The following is an 18,527-nucleotide window of genomic DNA, read 5'->3' as shown; positions in this document are numbered from 1 at the left end:
TGGCTGACCGGTCATGCCGCTGCGTCGGCGTGACCGGTCAGCGTCCTCCGGGCGTGTGACCGGATCGGCCCGGTGCTGCCCGGTTCGATGAACCACGGGTGCCCGTCGTCGCCGAGGACCACTTGCCATCCGCCGTTGTGGATCAGCGTGTGGTGCATTCGGCACAACAGCACCCCGTTCCTGACCGAGGTGTCGCCGCCCTCCGACCAGGGGATGATGTGGTGTGCGTCGGTCTACGAGACCGGCCGCCCGCACCCCGGGAACGCACACCCGCAGTCCCGCACTGCGAGAGCCTTCCGAATCCCCGGAGTCATCAACCTGTGCTCCCGGCCCACATCCAGCGGGACACCCTCCCCGTCGACGACCACCGCGGTCACCGCCGACGAGCACAACGCGAGCCCGACCGTCGCCGACCCGACGGGCCCGGTGAACCCGAGCCGAGCGACCCCGTCACCACCGGTGCCGACGGTCGGGACGACCAGCGACACATGCGGCAACACACCGCCACTCGTCGGACGTTCGGCCCCCGCGAGGTACGTCCGGATGATCTGTCCGAGCGCATCCGCTCGCCGCTGGGCGGTGGACCGCGGGTCCCGTGACCCGTCGGTTTGCGGTACCGGCCGCATCAGCGGGTCGAGCGCCGCGGACAGTTCTTCCCCGGTCAGTGCGTCCAGCGAGATTGAGGAGACTGTGCGGCCCTCGTCGTCGGAGGTCAATGTCATCTCGTTCAACTCCGAGTTCTCTGACGCCGGGATCGCTTCCGGATCGTCGGACTCGGCCGCCAGACGAATCCCCTCGGCCTTCGCGGCCGCCTTCACCTCACCCGGTGTGGAGTTGAGCAGGAGTTTGCGGGCAAGGACCTGCCTCTCCGGGTTGTCGAGTGGGACCCGTTTGTCGACAGCTGCGACACCTCGTCCGACCTCGTCGGCCATCTCCGGCGACAGGTAGCCGCCCCTCATCCCTCGGGCCACCGAGTCGAGCCTCTCGGCGTGGCGGCCGTTGCGAACAGTACGGTGTGCGACGGCTGGTGCGACGCCGATCTCCATCAACAACGACGGCATCGACAATCGTTTGCGGACCGGGATCCCGACCCGGTCGGCGGCCCTGACCAACAACGCTTGAGCGCCGGCCAGGATGTTCTGGGCTCGGGCGACCTCGACTATCGCCGACAGGATGTCGGCGTCGTCGAATCCGACGCGCGAGGCCCGATCGAGAAGGCACGCCAGGCGAGGTGAGTCGTCGGACTCGGCCTCGGCGGTGGTGGCTGGTGCGAGTTCGTCGACCAGGTGGTCGGTGAAGTCGCGGATAGTGGTTGCAAACATGGTTTCCCCCTCCATGAGCTGCGGATACAACGGTGTGAGCAGAGGCCATCAGCATCCGTCACCGAATGTCGGTTGCGCCGCAGTCCACCGCCTGCTCGGTTCCCCTGTGGGGACCGATGGTTCGGTTCGCCCGGACTGGGCGCTATCAAGTTGTCAAAGAACGTGCAGCTCCTCGCGCTACCGAGGAACTACGTTCATGATATGGATCACCTCTGACAAAAACGTATGTTCGACATGTAGTCCAAACGGATGAACCATAGAGTGGGTGGAGTGGGAACCCGTTGTCGGTGAGTGGTCACTGCGGGAACCCACGTGCGGATGATCGTCGCGCGCGGGTTTCGCTTGTGCGACTGTAGGAGTCATGGGGAATTCGCTCGCCGATGTGATGCCGTCTGTCGTGTCGTCGTTCGGGATCGCGGGTCCGAATCCGCTCGGGGTGGAGCCGAATCGTGACGTCGTGGTCTTGCTGATCGACGGGCTCGGGTCCGAGTTGATCGCTCGGCACGCCGACATCGCGCCGACGTTGACCGGGCATGTGAGGCACGTCCTGCGGGCGGGATTCCCGGCGACGACCGCGACGAGCCTCACGAGTCTCGCGGTCGGTGCGCCGTGCGCGGTGCACGGGTTGATCGGGTACAGCTTCGCCGTCCAGACCGGCGACGGTTCACGCGTCTTGAACGCGTTGCGGTGGACGCTGGATTCCGCGCACGGCCCCGACGCCCGCGACGCCGTCCGTCCGGAGTCGACGCAGCCGGCAGACAGCCGACTGCAGGATCTCGCCGCGCACGGAATCGACGTCCACTACGTGGTGCCGGGCTACCAGGCGACGTCCGGCCTCACGCGGGCGGCGTTCCGGGCGACCGGCACGGTGCACCCGGCGACGACCCTCGCCGACGTGCGCGAGGGGATCCTTGCGGTCGCCGCGGACGGCGGCGCGCGCAGTCGGTTCGCCTACGCGTACTACCCGAACCTGGACATGATCGGCCACCTGCACGGGCCGGAGTCACCGGAATGGGTCGCCGAACTCGCTGCGGTCGACCGGGCGGTCGCCGACCTGTTCACCGATCTCCCCGACACCTGCACACTCGTCGTCACCGGTGATCACGGGATGATCCGCGCGGGCGTGAGCATCGACATCGACGCGGAACCGGCACTGCGCGACGGGGTGCGACTCATCGCAGGTGAGGCCAGGGTCCGTCATGTGCACGCCCGCACACCCGCGGCCCGCGGCGACGTGGCCGCCGCGTGGGCGGACGTCCTAGGCAGACATGCGCTCGTCGTCACCCGCGAGCAGGCGCTCGACGAACGCTGGTTCGGGCCGGTTGTCCCGGCGCCCGAGATCGTGGACCGGATCGGGGACCTGATCGCGGTGGCGCAGGGCGACGCGGTCCTCGTCCGGCCGGAGACCGAACCGCTCGAGTCGACGATGGCCGGGCATCACGGCGCCTGGACGTCCGACGAACAGCTCGTCCCGCTGGTGACCAACCGATGATCGACAGTCGCGCGGTGGCTGTGACGGCGTTCGGGTTCGCCGTCGCGATGATCGGCACGACCATCCCGACGGCGCTGTACCCGATCTACTCGGATCGCCTCGGGTTCTCGTCGTTGACGGTCACCGTCCTGTTCGCCGTGTACGCGGTCGGTGTGTTCGTCGCGCTCCTGCTGTTCGGACGGGTGTCCGACCAGATCGGCCGCCGCCCGGTCCTTGTCGCCGCTCTTCTCTTCGCGGTGATCAGCGCGGTGGTCTTCCTGATACCGCCGAACCTCGCGACACTGATCGCCGGGCGACTCCTGTCGGGCGTCAGCGCCGGTCTGATGACCGGTGCGGGGACCGCCGCGATCATCGACCTGTTCCCGGTCGCGAAGCGGGCCGCCGCCGGTGTGCTCGCCATCGCCGTCAACTCGGGCGGACTCGGCATCGGAAACCTGTTCGGCGGAGTGGTCGCCGACCTGAGCTCTCATCCGCTGGTCGTGCCGTTCGCGATACACCTGGTGGTCGCGGTGCTGGCGATCGTCGGCCTGCACCTGTTCGGCGTCGACGACCGTCGTCGCGGGCGACTGGCCGTCCGAGTCGAGCGACTCAGGGTGCCGGGGGAGATCCGTGGGGCGTTCGTCCGTGGAACGCTCGCGGCGGGCACCGGCTTCGCGTCCAGCGGTGTCCTGACGTCCATCACCGGTTTGTTCCTCGTCCGCAACCTCGACATCACCAGCCACACGGTGACCGGGGCGATCGTCTTCGTCGTGTTCACCTGCGTGGCCGCGGGTCAGTTGATCACCCGACTGTTGCCCGCGCGGTGGGCGATGCCGGGGGCGTGCGGTGTCCTCGTCGTATCGGCGGGCCTCCTCGCGCTGGCGCTGTCCGAGGAACTTCTGCTGCCGCTCATCGCGTCCGCCGTCGCGGTCGGTCTCGGGTGCGGTGTCTGCATGAACGTCGGCCTCGCGACGACCGTCGAACGCGTCCCGTCATCGCTGCGCGGCGGAGTGTCGTCGGCGTTCTTCGCCGTCATCTACGTGATGCTCGCATTCCCGGCTGTCGGCGTCGGTCTCCTCGCGATTCCGCTCGGGCTCCGTGAGGCCGGTCTGGTGTTCGCCGGAGTGGTGGCACTGCTCGCCGCGGCGATCGGAGCCGCCGATCTGCGCGCAGGTTCGCGCTAGGCGACGTCTCAGACGTCGGACAGGCGGCGCAGGAACTGGGCGGTGCGGTCGTTCGACGGGGCGTCGATCACCTCCGCGGGCGTGCCCCGTTCGGCGATCAGACCGTCGTCGACGAAGAGGATCTGGTCGGCGACCTTGCGGGCGAACATGATCTCGTGCGTGACGACGACCATCGTCCAGCCCTGCGCCGCGAGGTCCTTGATGACGGCGAGGACTCCGCCGACCAGCTCCGGGTCGAGCGCGGACGTCGGTTCGTCCAGCAACAGGACCTTGGGGCGCAGGGCCAGCGCACGCACGATGCCGACTCGCTGCTGTTGACCGCCCGACAGCTGGCTCGGGTAGGCGTCGAGTCTGTCGGCGAGTCCGACGCTGGCGAGCAGGTCGCGGGCGTCGGCGGTCGCCTCGGCGGCGGGCCGTCGCTGAACGACGACGGGGCCCTCGATGACGTTCTGCAGCACCGTCTTGTGCGGGAAGAGATTGTGGTTCTGGAACACGAAACCCGACTGGCTGCGGTACGCGGCGGTGTCGGCCCCGCTCACCGGGCCGGAGAAGTCGACGGTGACGTCCGCTACGCGGATCACGCCCGCATCGGGCACGTCGAGGGCGTTCAACGACCGCAGCAGCGTCGTCTTGCCCGACCCGGACGGTCCGATGACCGCGGTGACGGTGCCCTCGTCGACGGTGAAGTCGATGCCGCGGAGAACGGCGAGGTCGCCGAACGATTTGCGCAGGCCGGTGACGGAGATCAATTCGGTCATGATGCGATGAACCTTCCCAAGCGGAGTTCCAGACGTCCCTGCAGCACGGACAGGACCAGGCACACCACCCAGTAGTAGACGGCGGCGGTGGCGTACAGGGCGAAGAACTCGAACGTCGGGGCCGCCGCGATCTGGGCGACACGCAGCAGTTCGGTGACGAGGATCGCCGATGCCAGCGACGTGTCTTTGACGAGCGAAATCAGCGTGTTCGACAGCCCGGGCACGGCTATTCGGGCGGCCTGCGGCAAGATGATCCGCCGCATGGTCGTCGCGTAGTTCATGCCGATGGTGGCGGCGGCCTCGGTCTGCCCCTTCGGGACCGACATGATCGCGCTGCGGATGATCTCGGCCGCGTACCCGCCAACGTTGAGTGAGAACGCGACGACGGCCGCGGGGAACGGGTCGACCTTGATCCCCATTTCGGGCAGCGCGTAGAAGATGATGAACAACTGCAGGAGCAGCGGGGTGCCACGGATGATCGAGATGTAGGCGCGCGCCAGCCACGCCGCGAACCGATTGTCCGCCATCCGAGCCAACGCCACGGCCAGTGCGATGACCAGGCCGATCACGAAACTGATGGCCGCAAGCGGAATCGTCGTGGTGATCGTCGCCTTCGCCATCGGCCACAGGTTGGCCCGGACGAGTTCCCAGGTGGACGTCGGTTCGGCCGACCGCGGCGTCGACCCGCTGGCGTCCGCATTGAGATAGCGCGTGGAGATCTCGGTCAGCGTCCCGTCGGCGCGCAGAGCCTCGATGGCGCGGTTGATGTCGTTGATGAGCGGACTGCCGCGGCGGGCGGCGAACCCCGATTCGCTGCGCTCGTCGAGGGTCGCCGCGATCTTCAGCGACGTGTCGCCGGTGGTGGCGAAGTACGCGTTCACGGTCAGGCTGTCGTTGACGGTCGCGTCGACGCGGCCCTGCTTGAGCAGGGTGAGCGCCTGCGTCGATCCCTCGACCGTCTCGACCTTCGCCCCGGCCTTCCGGGCGATGTCGGTCCAGTTGGCGGTCGCCGTCTGCGCCGCGGTACGACCCGCGAGATCGGCGAGTGAGGTGATCGACGTGTCGTCAGCTCGGGTGACGATCACTCCCTCGCCGATCGCATACGGGATCGACATCGCGTACTTGCCCTGGCGTTCGGGGGTGATCGTCACCTGGTTGGCCACGACGTCGAAGCGGTCCGCTCCGAGCGCGGCGAACAGGGAGTCCCACGGAGCCTCGACGAACTCGGCGCGCTTGCCGAGCTTCGCGGCGACCGCCTCGGCGACCTCGACGTCGTAGCCGGTGAGTCGGTTCGTCGCCGGATCGTGGAAGCTGAACGGCGGATACGTGCCCTCGGTGCCGAATCGGATCACGCCGGAGTCCGCCGGACCCGAGTCGGGCGACGACGAACACGCCGTCAGCAGTCCCAGCGCCGTGAGGAGCACCACGAGGAGCGGAGCCAACGCCCGCAATCGGGAAGTCATGGGACATAAGTAAACGCGGTCCACGGCGGGACGGCATCGTTTGTGCGCACGCGGCGCGGAGAACACCGGAGGGACGACCAGCACGACGGCCGTACCGTGCGTGTCGTTCCGGCCCACGGACGAGCGCCTTCGTCTCTACAGTGGAGTCGTGGGACGGATTACCGCTCGGTGGCCGATCACCAAGATGGCGGTGGCGCAGGGCAGCACTGACAGAGTCGACGTGCTCGCGGTCGAGGAACCGCTCGAGATCAGGGTCGGCGGTTCCCCGCTGGTCGTGACCATGCGGACTCCGGGGAACGACGTCGATCTGGCCGCGGGGTTCTTCGTCTCGGAGGGCATCGTGTCCCGCCGCGAGCAAGTGGTGTCCGCGATCGCCTGCGGAGGACCCGGGACCGGAGGCTCCGAGAACACCTACAACGTGCTCGACGTGGTCCTCGCACCCGACGCCGTCCTGCCCGCTCGCGACCGGGCCCGCGCGTTCACCATGACGAGTGCGTGCGGGGTGTGCGGCAAAGCGAGCATCGACGCCGTGTCCACCGTCGCGCCGTTCGGCCCGGTCGCCGATTCCGTCACGGTGACGGCCGAGACGTTGGCCGCTCTGCCCGACGCACTCCGTGCCGGGCAGACCGTGTTCGCCAAGACCGGCGGCCTGCACGCCGCGGCCCTGTTCGACGCCGACAGCGGCGACCTGCTCGTCCTCCGAGAGGACGTCGGCCGACACAACGCCGTCGACAAGGTGATCGGGTGGGCGTTCCGCGACGACCGCCTCCCGCTGCGACGGACCGTGCTCGCGGTGTCCGGCCGGGCCAGCTTCGAACTCGTCCAGAAGGCGGTCATGGCCGGGATCCCGATCCTCGCCGCGGTGTCGGCGCCGTCGTCCCTCGCGGTGGAACTCGCGAAAGACTCGGGTCTGAGCCTCGTCGGATTCCTCCGCGGCACCACCATGAACGTGTACACCCACCCGCATCGCGTCGCGAACCCCGTCGCCGTCACCCCAGGAGCAGCGTCATGACAGATTCGATCCACCGCGACCTCCACGTGCCCGGCCTGCTCCCGGCCGAACCGCGTCAGGGCGGGTTCGGGCCCGCGACGTCGGAACCCTGGTCGAGCTCGCCGTATCACCACCCGGCCGCGGCGTGGGGCGCGGCGCGATCGGTGTCCAAGGTGCTCATCTCCGAACGGGAGCTGTTCGCCGGCACCAAGGCCATGCTGGAGATGAACCACCCGGTCCGCGGATTCGACTGTCCCGGATGCGCGTGGCCCGACTCCAACCACGGCGTGAAGCTCGACATCTGCGAGAACGGGATCAAGCACGTCACCTGGGAGATGACGCACAAACGAGCCGACGCCGACTTCTTCGCGCGACACACCGTGAGCGAGCTGTCCCGATGGACGGACTTCGACCTGGAGGACGCGGGCCGACTCACCGAGCCGCTCGTGTACGACGCGTCGAGCGATCGGTACGTGCCGATCAGCTGGGACGACGCGTTCGCCCTCGTCGGCGACGAGCTCCGCGCCCTCGGCAGCCCCGACGAGGCCGCCTTCTACACCTCCGGTCGCCTCAGCAACGAAGCGACGTTCCTGTACCAACTGTGGGTGCGCGAGTTCGGGACCAACAATCTCCCGGACTGCTCCAACATGTGTCACGAGGCGTCGGGTCGAGCGTTGACCGCGTCGATCGCGACCGGCAAGGGCACGGTCTCCCTCGACGACTGGGACGCGTGCGACGCACTGTTCGTGTTCGGTGTGAACGCCGCGTCGAACGCGCCGCGGATGCTCACGTCACTGGCACACGCGGTCAAGCGCGGCGCGCAAGTGGTCCACATCAACCCGATGAAAGAGGTCGCGTCCACCCGCACGATCGTCCCGCACGAGGTGCTGGAGATGGCGCGGTTCCATTCCACCGACACCGGGACGATGGACGTCCAGGTGCGGCCCGGCGGCGACCTCGCCCTGATGCGCGGTGTCGCCAAGGCGGTCTTCGAAGCCGAGGACCGCGATCCCGGCGGCGGCGCCCTCGACCACGCTTTCCTGGAGCGCTTCACCTCCGGATTCGAGGAGTACCGGGCGCTCGTCGACGCCGCCTCGTGGGACGAACTGACCCGCCAGGCGGGCGTCGACGAGGAGACCGTGCGTGCGCTCGCCCAGATCTATCTCGACTCGCCCCGGTCGATCGTCTCGTGGTGCCTCGGCGTCACCCAGCACGAACACGGGGTCGACACCGTCCGCGAGTTCATGAACGTGCTGCTCCTGCGCGGCAACATCGGCCGCGAGGGCTCCGGGCCGTCGCCGGTCCGCGGGCACAGCAATGTCCAGGGCAACCGGACGTGCGGCATCGACCACCGGCCGAAGGAGCCGTTCCTCGCCGCACTCGACGCCGAGTTCGGCATCTCGTCGCCGCGCGCCCACGGGCTGGACACTGTGCAGACCGTCGCGGGCATGAACGACGGCACGGTGAAGGTGTTCGTCGCCCTCGGAGGCAACTTCGTGCTCGCCGCGCCCGACACCACGTTCACCGCGCAGGGACTCACCCGGTGCGAACTGACCGTGCAGGTCAGCACCAAACTCAATCGCAGCCATCTCGTCCACGGGCGCAAGGCGCTGATCCTGCCGTGCCTCGGTCGCACCGAGAAGGACGTGCAGGCGGGCGGCCCGCAGGGCGTGTCGTGCGAGGACGCGATGAGCAACGTCCAACTGTCCGCGGGCAAACGCAGGCCCGCGTCGCCGCACCTGCGATCGGAGTTGGCGATCCTCGGCGGCATGGCCCGGGCGACGCTGCCCGCGAGCACCACGCCGTGGGAGGAGATGGTCGCCGACTACGACAGGATCCGTGACGCGATGGCACGGGTGCTGCCCGGATTCGAGGGGTTCAACGAACTCGTCCGTCGACCCCTCGGATTCCGCATCCCCCAGGCCGCTCGGGAACGGATCTTCCACACCCCGAGCAGGCTCGCGGAGTTCAGCCACGCGCCGACACCTGACGTCGTTCCGTCCGATCCGGACGTCCTGGTGTTGCAGACGATGCGATCGCACGACCAGTGGAACACGACGATCTACTCCAGCGACGATCGCTACCGGGGCGTCAAGAACCTTCGTGAACTCGTGTTCATGAACGCCGACGACATGGCCGATCGGGGACTGACCGAGGGCCAGTTCGTCGACATCGTGTCCACCTCGAAGGACGGTTCGCAGCGGTCGCTGTGCCGGTACCGGGCGATCGCGTACGACCTGCCACGGGGCGCGGCCGCGGGTTACATGCCGGAGATGAACGCGCTGATCGGTGCCGCCGACTACAGCGTTCAGAGCGACCAGCCGCTGATGAAGAATGTGAAAGTGCGCATCACCGCATCGTGATCGGGGCGCCGGTCTCTCCCCTTTCACCATAGCGCGTGGACCGGGGCTTGCGGCAAGGCCGCCGGGGCGGTGCAGAATGGTCCACTCACGACGAGAGGGGACCCGTGACCAGCACCGTTTTCCGACTGCCCGACACCGCGACCGGCAAAGCAGACCCGAGTCTGATCGCCGCCGACACCGCCCGCATGACCGCGATCGCCGAGCGCGTCGTCGAGCAGACCGAGCAGGCGACGGCGGAGTTGAGCGCGGCGAGGCTGGCGACCGACCTGCGCGGCGGGGCGGGCGTCGAACGCGACCTGGAGATCCGACGGTTGGAGTCCCGACTGCGGACCCTGTCGAGGTTGGGCTCCGACCTGGTCCTCGGGCGGATCGACCCGGTGGACGGCGACCCGGTCTACATCGGACGCATCGGCCTGAGCGACGCGGACGGCCACACCCTGGTGATCGACTGGCGCACCCCCGACGCCGCCCCGTTCTTCGCGGCGACCCTCGCCGACCCGCGCGGGCTCGCGGGCCGCAGGCACTACCGGTGGGCGCGGGGAGCGATCGTCGACTACTGGGACGAACGGTTCACCGACGACGAGTCGTCGAGCGCCGCACTCGACGCGCAGTCGTCGTTCATCGCGAGCCTCGGCGCGAGCCGATCGGCGACCATGCAGTCGGTGCTCGGCACCATCGCGGCCGATCAGGACGCCGCGATCCGCGCGTCGTCGAAGGGAGTGCTCCTGGTGGACGGCGGGCCGGGGACAGGCAAGACCGTCGTCGCCCTCCATCGGGCCGCGTATCTCCTCTACGCGGACCCTCGGCTGCAGGCCGGCCGCGGCCGGATCCTGATCGTCGGACCGCACCGTCCGTACCTCGCGTACATCGCCGATGTCCTGCCCGGCCTCGGCGAAGAGGGCGTCACGGCCTGCACTCTCGCCGAGACGGTGCCCGGCGGCGACGGCTACCCGCCCGAGTCCGATGCGCGGGTCACGGCGCTCAAGGCGACGACGGCGATGGTCGACGCGATCGAACCGGCGGTCGGCTTCTACGAGGAGCCGCCGCGAGAGGGCGTCGACGTCGACACCGACTACGGGACGTTCACCGTGGATCCGGCCGACTGGACCGAAGCGCTCCGAGCGGTGCCGCGGGGAGTCCCGCACAACGAGGCGCGTGACGACCTGTGGGCCGTGCTGCTCGACATCCTCGTCGACGGCGCGGACGTCGACGTCGATCCGCAGACCCTGCGAGCCGAGCTGTATGCGAACGCCGACCTGCATCGAGCGGTCGGCCGGGTGTGGCCGCTGATCGAGGCTGCCGATCTCGTCGGCGACCTCTGGACGGTGCCCGCCTATCTGCGGCGATGCGCCCCGCACCTGAGCGACGGCGAGGTGGCGATGCTGCAACGGGCCGACCCGACCGCGTGGACGGCCGACGACGTCCCCCTGCTCGACGCCGCCCGCAGGCGACTCGGCGATCCAGGCGCGGCCCGGCGGGCGGCCAGGGCCCGCGTCGAAACCGCCGAGCGCAGGCGCGTGATGGACGCCGTCGTCGACGACCTGATCGCCGGGGCCGACGACATGGGCGCACTCGCCACCATGCTGCGCGCCGAAGACATCCAGGGCGTCATCGTCGACGACGCCGACCTGGTCCGGGTCGAGCCCGACGCGCTGGCCGGACCGTTCGCGCACATCGTCGTCGACGAAGCGCAAGAACTGACCGACGCGCAGTGGCGGATGCTGGTCGACCGGTGTCCGTCCGGGAGCATGACGATCGTCGGCGACCGAGCACAGGCCCGCGACGGATTCGCCGAATCGTGGGCGGAGCGACTGGCACGCGTCGGCCTGCACGAGGTCACCACCCGGACCCTGACCGTCAACTACCGGACCCCGGAGGAAGTCATGACGGTCGCCGCGGCACAGATCCGCGGCGCGGTGCCCGACGCCGAGGTCCCGTCGGCGGTGCGGTCGGCCGGCGTCCCCGTGCGCGAGGGCGCCGTCGCCGATCTCGGCGCCGTCGTCGACGACTGGCTCGCGGTGAACGACGGCACTGTGTGCGTGATCGGTGCGCACGGGTTCGGTCCCCGCGCGCGGGTCGCGGTCCTGACACCCGGAACCGCGAAAGGGCTCGAGTTCGACCTCGTCGTGCTCGTGGACCCCGACCAGTTCGGCGGCGGCGTGGCCGGAGCCGTGGACCGGTACGTCTCGATGACCAGGTCGACGAGAGAACTGGTGGTGCTCCGATAAGAGGGGGTCAGCGGGCCGCGGCCCGGACGTCGGCGTCCTCGTCTGAGCGCGCCAGGTCGATCAGTTCGGCGACGACCGGATCGTCCGACCACGGACGCAGAGTCTGCACGGCAGCCTTGCGGACGTCGCCGTGCGGATCGGACACCAGCGGAGCCAACGCGGTCACCGACTCCGGCCCCGGAGCGACGGCCAGGCCGGTCGCCGCGCCCTTCCGGACCTGCCATGCGCTGTCGCGCAACGCTTTCCGCAGCAACTTCCCGTCGACCTCGCCGTCGCCGAGCGTCGACAGGGCGGCCAGCGCGGTCGCGCGGACGAGCGGGTCGACGTCCATCGCCAGGGTGCGCAGCGTCCGCGCGCCGGCCCCGACCGTCGCCAGTCCCTGTGCGGCGACCACCCGGACCTCGCGGTCGGAGTCGGCGGCCGCGACCGCGATCTGCGACGCCGCGTCCAACGAGACCAGTCCGCGGATCGACTCGATCCGCACCCGATGGTGACGGTCGTCGACGAAGCCGGCGAAGAAGTCGACGTCGGCCTCCTTCAACGCCCGGAGCACGTCGAGGACCCCGGCCCGCACGAGGTGATCGTCCGAGGCCGCGGACGACCGGAGCGCGCCCACGAAGTCGGGTTTGCCCGACAGCACCTCGACGAGCTCGCGGAGCGCTTCGACGGCGGCCTGGCGGACGCCCCCGTCGACGTCGCCCAACGCCTCCGCGAGCGCCAGGTCGAATCCCGCCGGTGTGTGTTCGGTCAACGTGGCGACCGCGGTCCGACGAACCGGGGCGCCCGGATCGGTCAGGTATGCCGCCAGATCGTCGACGGTCGGCGACTCCATGCGGACCAACTCGGCGATGCGCGGCGACAGGGGCTCCCGCTTCTCGACGGGAGCGCCCGGACTCGCCACCGGCCGGGCCGCTCCACCGGTCGACAGCCCGTCGCCCGGCCCGACCGACACGGCGGGCTGTTCGATGGAGATCACCGAACGATCCGTGGGCGGAAGGTGATCGAGCCCGTCGACGGGCACCAGATACGGTGCGACAGGGCGGCCGAGGAACTCCATCTCGCCCGTCTCGGACTTGCGCACGTTGAGGTGATAGCCCCAGGCTGCGTCGTCGCGTTCGGTGATGTCGTCACGCTGGTGGTACAGGCCCCACCGGCTCTCGGTCCTGGTCAGCGAGCTGCGTGCGGCGAGCTCGGCGCAGTCGCGGATGAAGGTGACCTCGGCGCACCGCATCAACTCGTGGGGCGTCCGAGCGCCCATCTCGGCGATCTCGCCCTTCATCCGCTCGAACGTCTCGATCGCGATGCCGAGTTTGTTCGACGTCTTCGGGGGAGCGACGTAGTCGTTCACGAAGCGGCGCAGCTTGTACTCCACCTGCGGCTGCGGGGGCCCGTCCGGATTGCGAAGCGGACGGTAGATCAATTCGTGCGCCGCGGCGACCTGGTCGGCGGGAAGTTCTCCGGGGGCGTCGACGCCCTTCGCGCGGTCGCTCGCATGGCCACCCGTCAGCTCGCCGTACACGAAGGCTCCGATCATGTAGTTGTGCGGGACGCACGCGAGGTCGCCCGCCGCGTACAGGCCGTCGACCGATGTGGCTCCGTTCTCGTCGACCCACACGCCCGACGCCGAGTGCCCACTGCACAGGCCGATCTCGGAGACGTGCATCTCGATGTCGTGCGTGTGATAGCTGTGGCCCCGGTTCGCGTGGAAGGTACCGCGAGTCGGACGTTCGGTGGTGTGCAGGATCGACTCGAGCGTGTCGATCGTCTCGGTCGGCAGGTGGGAGACCTTGAGGTAGATCGGTCCGCGCGCGGAGTCGATCTCGCGCACCACCTCGGTCATCATGTCGCCCGACCAGTAGTCGGAGTCGACGAAGCGGTCGCCGTCGGCGTTCACCTGGTAGCCGCCGAACGGGTTCGCGACGTAGGCGCACGCGGGGCCGTTGTAGTCCTTGATCAGCGGATTGATCTGGAAGCACTCGATGCCCGACAGTTCGGCTCCGGCGTGGTACGCCATCGAGTAGCCGTCGCCCGCGTTGGTCGGATTCTCGTACGTCCCGTACAGGTAGCCGGACGCGGGCAACCCGAGACGACCGCAGGGGCCGGTCGCCAGGATCACCGACTTCGCGCCGATCACATAGAACTCGCCGGTCCGCGTGTGCAGGGCGGCCGCGCCCACGGCCCGACCGTTCTCGGTGAGCACCCGAACGGGCATGAGTCGGTTCTCGATGGTGATCTTCTCCCGCATGTCGCGGCGTCGGAGCACCCGGTAGAGCACCTTCTTCACATCGCGGCCCTCGGGCATCGGCAGCACGTACGAGCCGGAACGGTGGACGCGGCGGACCGCGTACTCGCCGTACTCGTCCTTCTCGAACTTCACGCCGTACCGTTCGAGGCGCGAGATCATGCCGAAACCGCGCGTCGCGGTCTGATACACGGTCTTCTGGTCGACGATGCCGTCGTTGGCTCGAGTGATCTCGGCGACGTAGTCCTCGGGTGTCGCCTTGCCTGGGATGACTGCGTTGTTGACGCCGTCCATCCCCATGGCGAGCGCCCCGGAGTGACGGACGTGCGCCTTCTCCAACAACAGGACGTTCGCGCCGTTCTCGGCGGCGGTCAGTGCGGCCATCGAGCCGGCGGTGCCGCCGCCGATCACCAGGACGTCGCAGTCGAGGCGCTTCGCATCGGCGAGATCGGGTGCGCGCAGCGGGGTGTCGGATGTGGGGGCGGTCATGCGGGGACCTTCTCTCGGATCTGGTCGCCGCCGACGAGGGCGGCGGCCGCCTCGTCTCGGGCGGCACGGTTCTCGACGCTGTCGACACGAGGACGCGGAACGTCCACGATGCGGCGGACCCCGGCGCCCGCGTGATCGAGGACGACGATCCGGTCGCCGAGCAGCACGGCCTCGTCGACGTCGTGCGTCACGAAGACGACCGTCGCCGGGTGAGCGTGCAGCGTGCGGATCAACAACTGCTGCATCGACGTCCTGGTCTGGGCGTCGAGTGCGCCGAACGGCTCGTCCATCAGCACGGCCCGCGGCGCGCCCGCCAACCCGCGGGCGAGTTGTACTCGCTGACGCATGCCGCCAGACAGTTCGCGGGGCAGATGGTCGGCGAACTCGTCGAGGCCGATCTCGGAGATCCAGCGGTCGGTCTCGGCGCGACGCTCACCGCGCGGGACGCCGCGCAGTCCGAGCGCGAGGGCGATGTTGCGTCGGACGGTGCGCCACGGATGGAGGGCGTCGTCCTGGAACACCATCGCACGGTCTCCGGACGTGCCGGTCACCCGATGTCCGCCCACGCTGATCGTGCCCTCGTCGATCGGTCGCAGCCCTGCGATCGCGCGCAGAAGCGTCGACTTCCCGCAGCCGGACGGTCCGGTGACCACCAGGATCTGGCCCGCCGGGATCGACAGGGACAGGCGGTCGACGACGGTTCGGTCGCCGTGGCGCAGGGTCGCGTCGACGATGTCGATGTCGGTGCTCATGACTGCTTCTCTCCTCGTGGCAGCCAGCCGGTCACCCGGCGGCCGATGAACTCGATGGCGCCCGAGGTGAGGGCGCCGAGGGCGGCGATGGTGAACATCCCGACGAACACGCCGGGATAGTCGACGACGGTGTAGCTCTGCCACGTCTGGTAGCCGATGCCGAGCCTGCCCGAGATCATCTCCGCGGAGATCAGGCAGATCCAGGCGACGCCGATGCCGACGGACAGGCCGCCGAACACGCCGGGCATGATGCCGGGCAGGACCACCCGCAGCACCACGTCGCGCCGGGTGCCGCCCATGGTCAGGACCGACTCCTCCCAGATGGTCGGGAGCGCGCGGACGGCGTGCCTGGTCGACACGACGATCGGGAACAGGGCGGCCACGCAGGTGATGAACACCATGCCGGCCTCGTCGCTCGGGAACACCAGGATCGCGATGGGGACCAACGCGATCGCCGGTATCGGACGGGCGAGCTCGGTAAGGGTTCCGAGGGTGTCGCCCGCGAGGCTCGACCTGCCGAGCGCGATGCCGAGGGGGACTCCGATCGCGGTGGCGAGGACGAAGCCGGTGCCGATCCGGATCAGGGACTGCCCGATGTCGAGGTAGTAGCCGCTGGTCCCGAGGCGGTCGATCCACGCGTCGAGCACCTCCGTCGGCGACGGGACGGTGTCGAAGTGCAGCCAGAGGACCACGTCGTTCGCCGCCAGGAACTGCCACAGCCCGAGCGTCACGAGGACGGTCGCGAGGCGCAGGGCCGGGCGGCGTAGTCCGCCGAGTCGAGCGACGGGCTGCACACGTGCGATGTCGATCGAGGCCTCGGTCACGGCTGCACCTGCTTCAGGGCGTCGGCGTAGCTGACCGGGACCGCAGTCGGGTGCGTCGCCCGCCACGCGGCTGCGCCGTCCGTCGTGGTGAAGGCCTGAAACGTCGAACCGTCCCGCAGCCACACGGCGTGATCGGCGAACCAGCGGGTCCCGAGCGCCGGGTCGGTGATGTACGCGGCGGTCACCGGACGGTTCGCGTCCCGCGCGGCACGCACCAGCTTCAAGACCGCGGTCGCATCGCCGACCTTGGTGGTGGTCGTTCCCGAGTACCAGACCTCGCCGACCGCGGTGGAGGCGTTGCCCGTCCGGTGCAGGAGCGCCCGGTAGTCGCCGCCGGTCGCGGCGACCGCCGCACGCAGCGGCTCGTCGTTCACGAACGTCGAGAGGTCGACGGGGTTCGGGAAGTCGCCGATCGACCGCAGGTACGGCTTGTCCGCGGCGAGAGCGTCGACGAGGGACGGCTTGAGCGCCGGATTGAAGTCCGTTCCGCCCGGACCGTTGTACAGGTACACCACCTCGGGCGGGAGTCCGCTCGCATCGGCGACCTGCTTCGCGGCCGCCAGCGGGTTGTCGGCCAGCGCCTTCGTCGAGTCGAGTTGAGCTTCCAGAAAGGCCTGGACGACATCGGGGTGGGCCGCGACGAAGGCGTTGCGGGCGATCGTGCCGTGCAGGGTCGGCCGACCCAGCTGCGCGCCGTCGTAGATCAGCTTCGCCTTGTTCTGGAACACCAGCAGGCCGGGCCACGCGACGAACTGGGCGAGCGCGTCGACCTTTCCGCTCTCGAGCGACGACGCGCCGAGCTGCGGCTGCTGATTGGTCACGTCGACCCGGTCGGCGGCGATGCCCGCCCCGGCGAGCCCCGCGAGCAGGGTGCCGTGGCCCGCCGATCCGACACTGGCAGAGACCCGCTTGTCCGCGAGGTCCCGGATCGACGCGATCGTCGAGTCGGGCTTCGTCACCACCATGTTCAGCGAGCCCTTGGGCGACGATCCGGTGACCGAGAGGATCGAGGTGGCCGTCGCGGGGGTCGCATTGGCGCGGGACCCGTTGATGAGCATCGGGTAGTCGCCCATCGATCCGATGTCGATCTTGCCCGCGATCATCCCGGTGGTGATCGGGGCGCCGGTGTCGTAGTCCTCCCAGCGGACCGAGTACTTCGCGCCGGTCCGCTTCGTGACCTCGTCGAGCCGATGCTCGAAGTCGCCGCGCGCCCGCAGGAGCGTTCCCGCGGTGACGGTGTTGATCGTCTTCGACTGATAGCCGACGACGATGACGGTCGAGTCGTCATCGTCGGGGGAGAGCGAGCAGGCGGTGGTGGCGAGCGCGACGGCGGCGGTCAGGACGGGGATCAGGGCATGGCGGAAACGGGGCATGGCGGGAACCTCGGGCTGTGAGGGGACGGGTCGGGGGAGATGCGGTCAGCGCAGCAGGTACGGCATGTTCACCGTGACGGCGCCGGTGGGGCAACGGATGGCGCACGGCCCGCAGTACCAGCACTCGTCGACGTGCATGAAGGCCTTGCCCGACTCCGGGTTGATCGCGAGCGAGTCGAGCGGGCACACCTCGACGCACAGCGTGCAACCGTCGATGCACAGGGATTCGTCGATCGTGACGGGGACGTCGGCGCGGTTGTTGACGAGGCTCATCGGGGTTCTCCGATCGGTTGGGGATCGCGGAATGCGGTCGCGTGCAGGCTGATGCGGTCGCTGCGCAGGCGCAGGTACTCGAGGTCGACGGGGCGGGCCGTCGGTCCGAGGCGGGTGAGACGTTCGATGAGCAGCAGCGCGGTGCCTGACGGAACGTCGAGATTGGCCGCCGAGTGCGGGTCGGCGCAGGCGGCTTCGACGCTCTGCTCGGCCGAGTGCAGACGTGTCCCGGACACCCGTTCGAGGAGGGTGAACACGTCGGTGTTCTCGATGTCGTGCTCCAACAGGGGGATTCCGACGTCGGGGGTGAGGTAGGTGAGATCGAGGCTGATCGGCTCGTCGTCGAGCCTGCGGATCCGTTCGATGTAGACGACGTCGTCGCCGGGCGACATCTCCAGGCGTCGGGCGACTGCGGCCGGCGCGCGGAGCACCGTCGCGACTCGGACCTCGTTGTGGACCTCACCGAGACCGCGCAGGGTCTCTTGGAGGCCGCGCAGGGCGTCGATGCCGTGTTCGGCCTTGCGGCGGACGACGTGGGTGCCGACGCGCGGAGACCTGTCGATCTGGCCTTCGGCCGACAAGATCGCCAACGCGTCCCGGACGGTGTTGCGTGAGACGTCGAACTCGGTCGTCAGGGCCGACTCGTCGATGGCTCCGATCCGGTCGCCCCTGTCGATTCCCCGGCGTAGCACGTCGGCCACCACACGGGCGTCGTCGGCGCGACGGCGACGCGTCGCGGTCGGCGGACGGCGAGCGTCGAGGGGATCGGTCTGATTCGGCATGGGAGGCAGCCT

15 protein-coding genes are annotated in these 18,527 nt (G+C 69.3%); 5 read left to right on the top strand and 10 right to left on the bottom strand.

The annotated features are described in order from the left end of the window. Positions 1 to 11: 11 nt before the first annotated feature. Both GYB83_RS23980 and GYB83_RS17785 read right to left on the bottom strand, forming a co-directional pair. Positions 12 to 218 (bottom strand): hypothetical protein, encoded by a 207-nt coding sequence (locus GYB83_RS23980; protein ID WP_371865339.1) that lies wholly within the window; start codon positions 216 to 218, stop codon positions 12 to 14. 15 nt (positions 219 to 233) lie between these two features. Beyond that, positions 234 to 1,322, bottom strand: a complete 1,089-nt coding sequence (locus tag GYB83_RS17785; RefSeq protein WP_308469664.1) for a DUF222 domain-containing protein — start codon at positions 1,320 to 1,322, stop codon at positions 234 to 236. Positions 1,323 to 1,683: 361 nt separating this feature from the next. Here GYB83_RS17785 and GYB83_RS17780 point away from each other — a divergent pair, with 361 nt between their 5' ends. Then, the gene (locus tag GYB83_RS17780; protein WP_161896680.1) at positions 1,684 to 2,814 is read left to right on the top strand and encodes an alkaline phosphatase family protein; all 1,131 of its coding nucleotides are present in this window, start codon (positions 1,684 to 1,686) and stop codon (positions 2,812 to 2,814) included. Then, entirely contained in the window at positions 2,811 to 3,977 is a 1,167-nt protein-coding gene (locus GYB83_RS17775; RefSeq protein WP_161896679.1) for an MFS transporter, read from the top strand. The genes GYB83_RS17780 and GYB83_RS17775 overlap by 4 nt, the downstream gene beginning before the upstream one ends. A gap of 8 nt (positions 3,978 to 3,985) precedes the next feature. Here the strand turns inward: GYB83_RS17775 and GYB83_RS17770 are convergent, their stop codons facing one another. Both GYB83_RS17770 and GYB83_RS17765 read right to left on the bottom strand, forming a co-directional pair. Further along, entirely contained in the window at positions 3,986 to 4,735 is a 750-nt protein-coding gene (locus GYB83_RS17770) for an amino acid ABC transporter ATP-binding protein (RefSeq protein ID WP_161896678.1), read from the bottom strand. Then, positions 4,732 to 6,198 carry an ABC transporter permease subunit gene (locus GYB83_RS17765; protein WP_161896677.1) on the bottom strand — a complete coding sequence of 489 codons (1,467 nt, stop codon included), beginning with the start codon at positions 6,196 to 6,198 and terminating at the stop codon, positions 4,732 to 4,734. The genes GYB83_RS17770 and GYB83_RS17765 overlap by 4 nt, the downstream gene beginning before the upstream one ends. Before the next feature lie 148 nt (positions 6,199 to 6,346). On the opposite strand from GYB83_RS17765, the gene fdhD reads away from it, so the two are divergent. From fdhD to helR, 3 genes are all read left to right on the top strand, one after another. Beyond that, positions 6,347 to 7,210, top strand: a complete 864-nt coding sequence (fdhD, locus tag GYB83_RS17760) for a formate dehydrogenase accessory sulfurtransferase FdhD (RefSeq protein WP_161896676.1) — start codon at positions 6,347 to 6,349, stop codon at positions 7,208 to 7,210. After that, positions 7,207 to 9,552 carry an FdhF/YdeP family oxidoreductase gene (locus GYB83_RS17755; RefSeq protein ID WP_161896675.1) on the top strand — a complete coding sequence of 782 codons (2,346 nt, stop codon included), beginning with the start codon at positions 7,207 to 7,209 and terminating at the stop codon, positions 9,550 to 9,552. The genes fdhD and GYB83_RS17755 overlap by 4 nt, the downstream gene beginning before the upstream one ends. A 104-nt stretch (positions 9,553 to 9,656) precedes the next feature. Continuing rightward, positions 9,657 to 11,780: an RNA polymerase recycling motor ATPase HelR gene (helR, locus tag GYB83_RS17750; RefSeq protein WP_228461590.1), complete on the top strand. Its 2,124-nt coding sequence runs from the start codon at positions 9,657 to 9,659 to the stop codon at positions 11,778 to 11,780. A 7-nt stretch (positions 11,781 to 11,787) separates the two neighbouring features. Here the strand turns inward: helR and GYB83_RS17745 are convergent, their stop codons facing one another. The 6 genes from GYB83_RS17745 to GYB83_RS17720 are packed head-to-tail and all read right to left on the bottom strand — an operon-like array spanning position 11,788 to position 18,515. Further along, positions 11,788 to 14,511, bottom strand: coding sequence for a fumarate reductase/succinate dehydrogenase flavoprotein subunit (locus GYB83_RS17745; RefSeq protein ID WP_371865224.1), 2,724 nt, complete (start codon positions 14,509 to 14,511; stop codon positions 11,788 to 11,790). After that, positions 14,508 to 15,263, bottom strand: a complete 756-nt coding sequence (locus tag GYB83_RS17740; RefSeq protein ID WP_161896674.1) for an ABC transporter ATP-binding protein — start codon at positions 15,261 to 15,263, stop codon at positions 14,508 to 14,510. The genes GYB83_RS17745 and GYB83_RS17740 overlap by 4 nt, the downstream gene beginning before the upstream one ends. Next, on the bottom strand, positions 15,260 to 16,057 hold the full coding sequence (locus GYB83_RS17735; RefSeq protein ID WP_371865337.1) for an ABC transporter permease: 798 nt from the start codon (positions 16,055 to 16,057) through the stop codon (positions 15,260 to 15,262). The genes GYB83_RS17740 and GYB83_RS17735 overlap by 4 nt, the downstream gene beginning before the upstream one ends. A 26-nt stretch (positions 16,058 to 16,083) precedes the next feature. Continuing rightward, positions 16,084 to 17,460, bottom strand: a complete 1,377-nt coding sequence (locus GYB83_RS17730; RefSeq protein WP_161896672.1) for an ABC transporter substrate-binding protein — start codon at positions 17,458 to 17,460, stop codon at positions 16,084 to 16,086. Positions 17,461 to 17,505: 45 nt separating this feature from the next. Next, a complete protein-coding gene (locus GYB83_RS17725; protein WP_161896671.1) occupies positions 17,506 to 17,733 on the bottom strand; it encodes a 4Fe-4S dicluster domain-containing protein in 228 nt (75 codons plus the stop codon). Continuing rightward, positions 17,730 to 18,515 carry a GntR family transcriptional regulator gene (locus GYB83_RS17720; protein ID WP_161896670.1) on the bottom strand — a complete coding sequence of 262 codons (786 nt, stop codon included), beginning with the start codon at positions 18,513 to 18,515 and terminating at the stop codon, positions 17,730 to 17,732. Before GYB83_RS17720 ends, GYB83_RS17725 begins: the two co-directional genes overlap by 4 nt. Between the last annotated feature and the right edge of the window lie 12 nt (positions 18,516 to 18,527).

This window comes from Gordonia spumicola, from assembly GCF_009932475.1.
Lineage (GTDB): Bacteria > Actinomycetota > Actinomycetes > Mycobacteriales > Mycobacteriaceae > Gordonia > Gordonia spumicola.
This window is presented reverse-complemented; position numbering and strand designations above follow the sequence as displayed.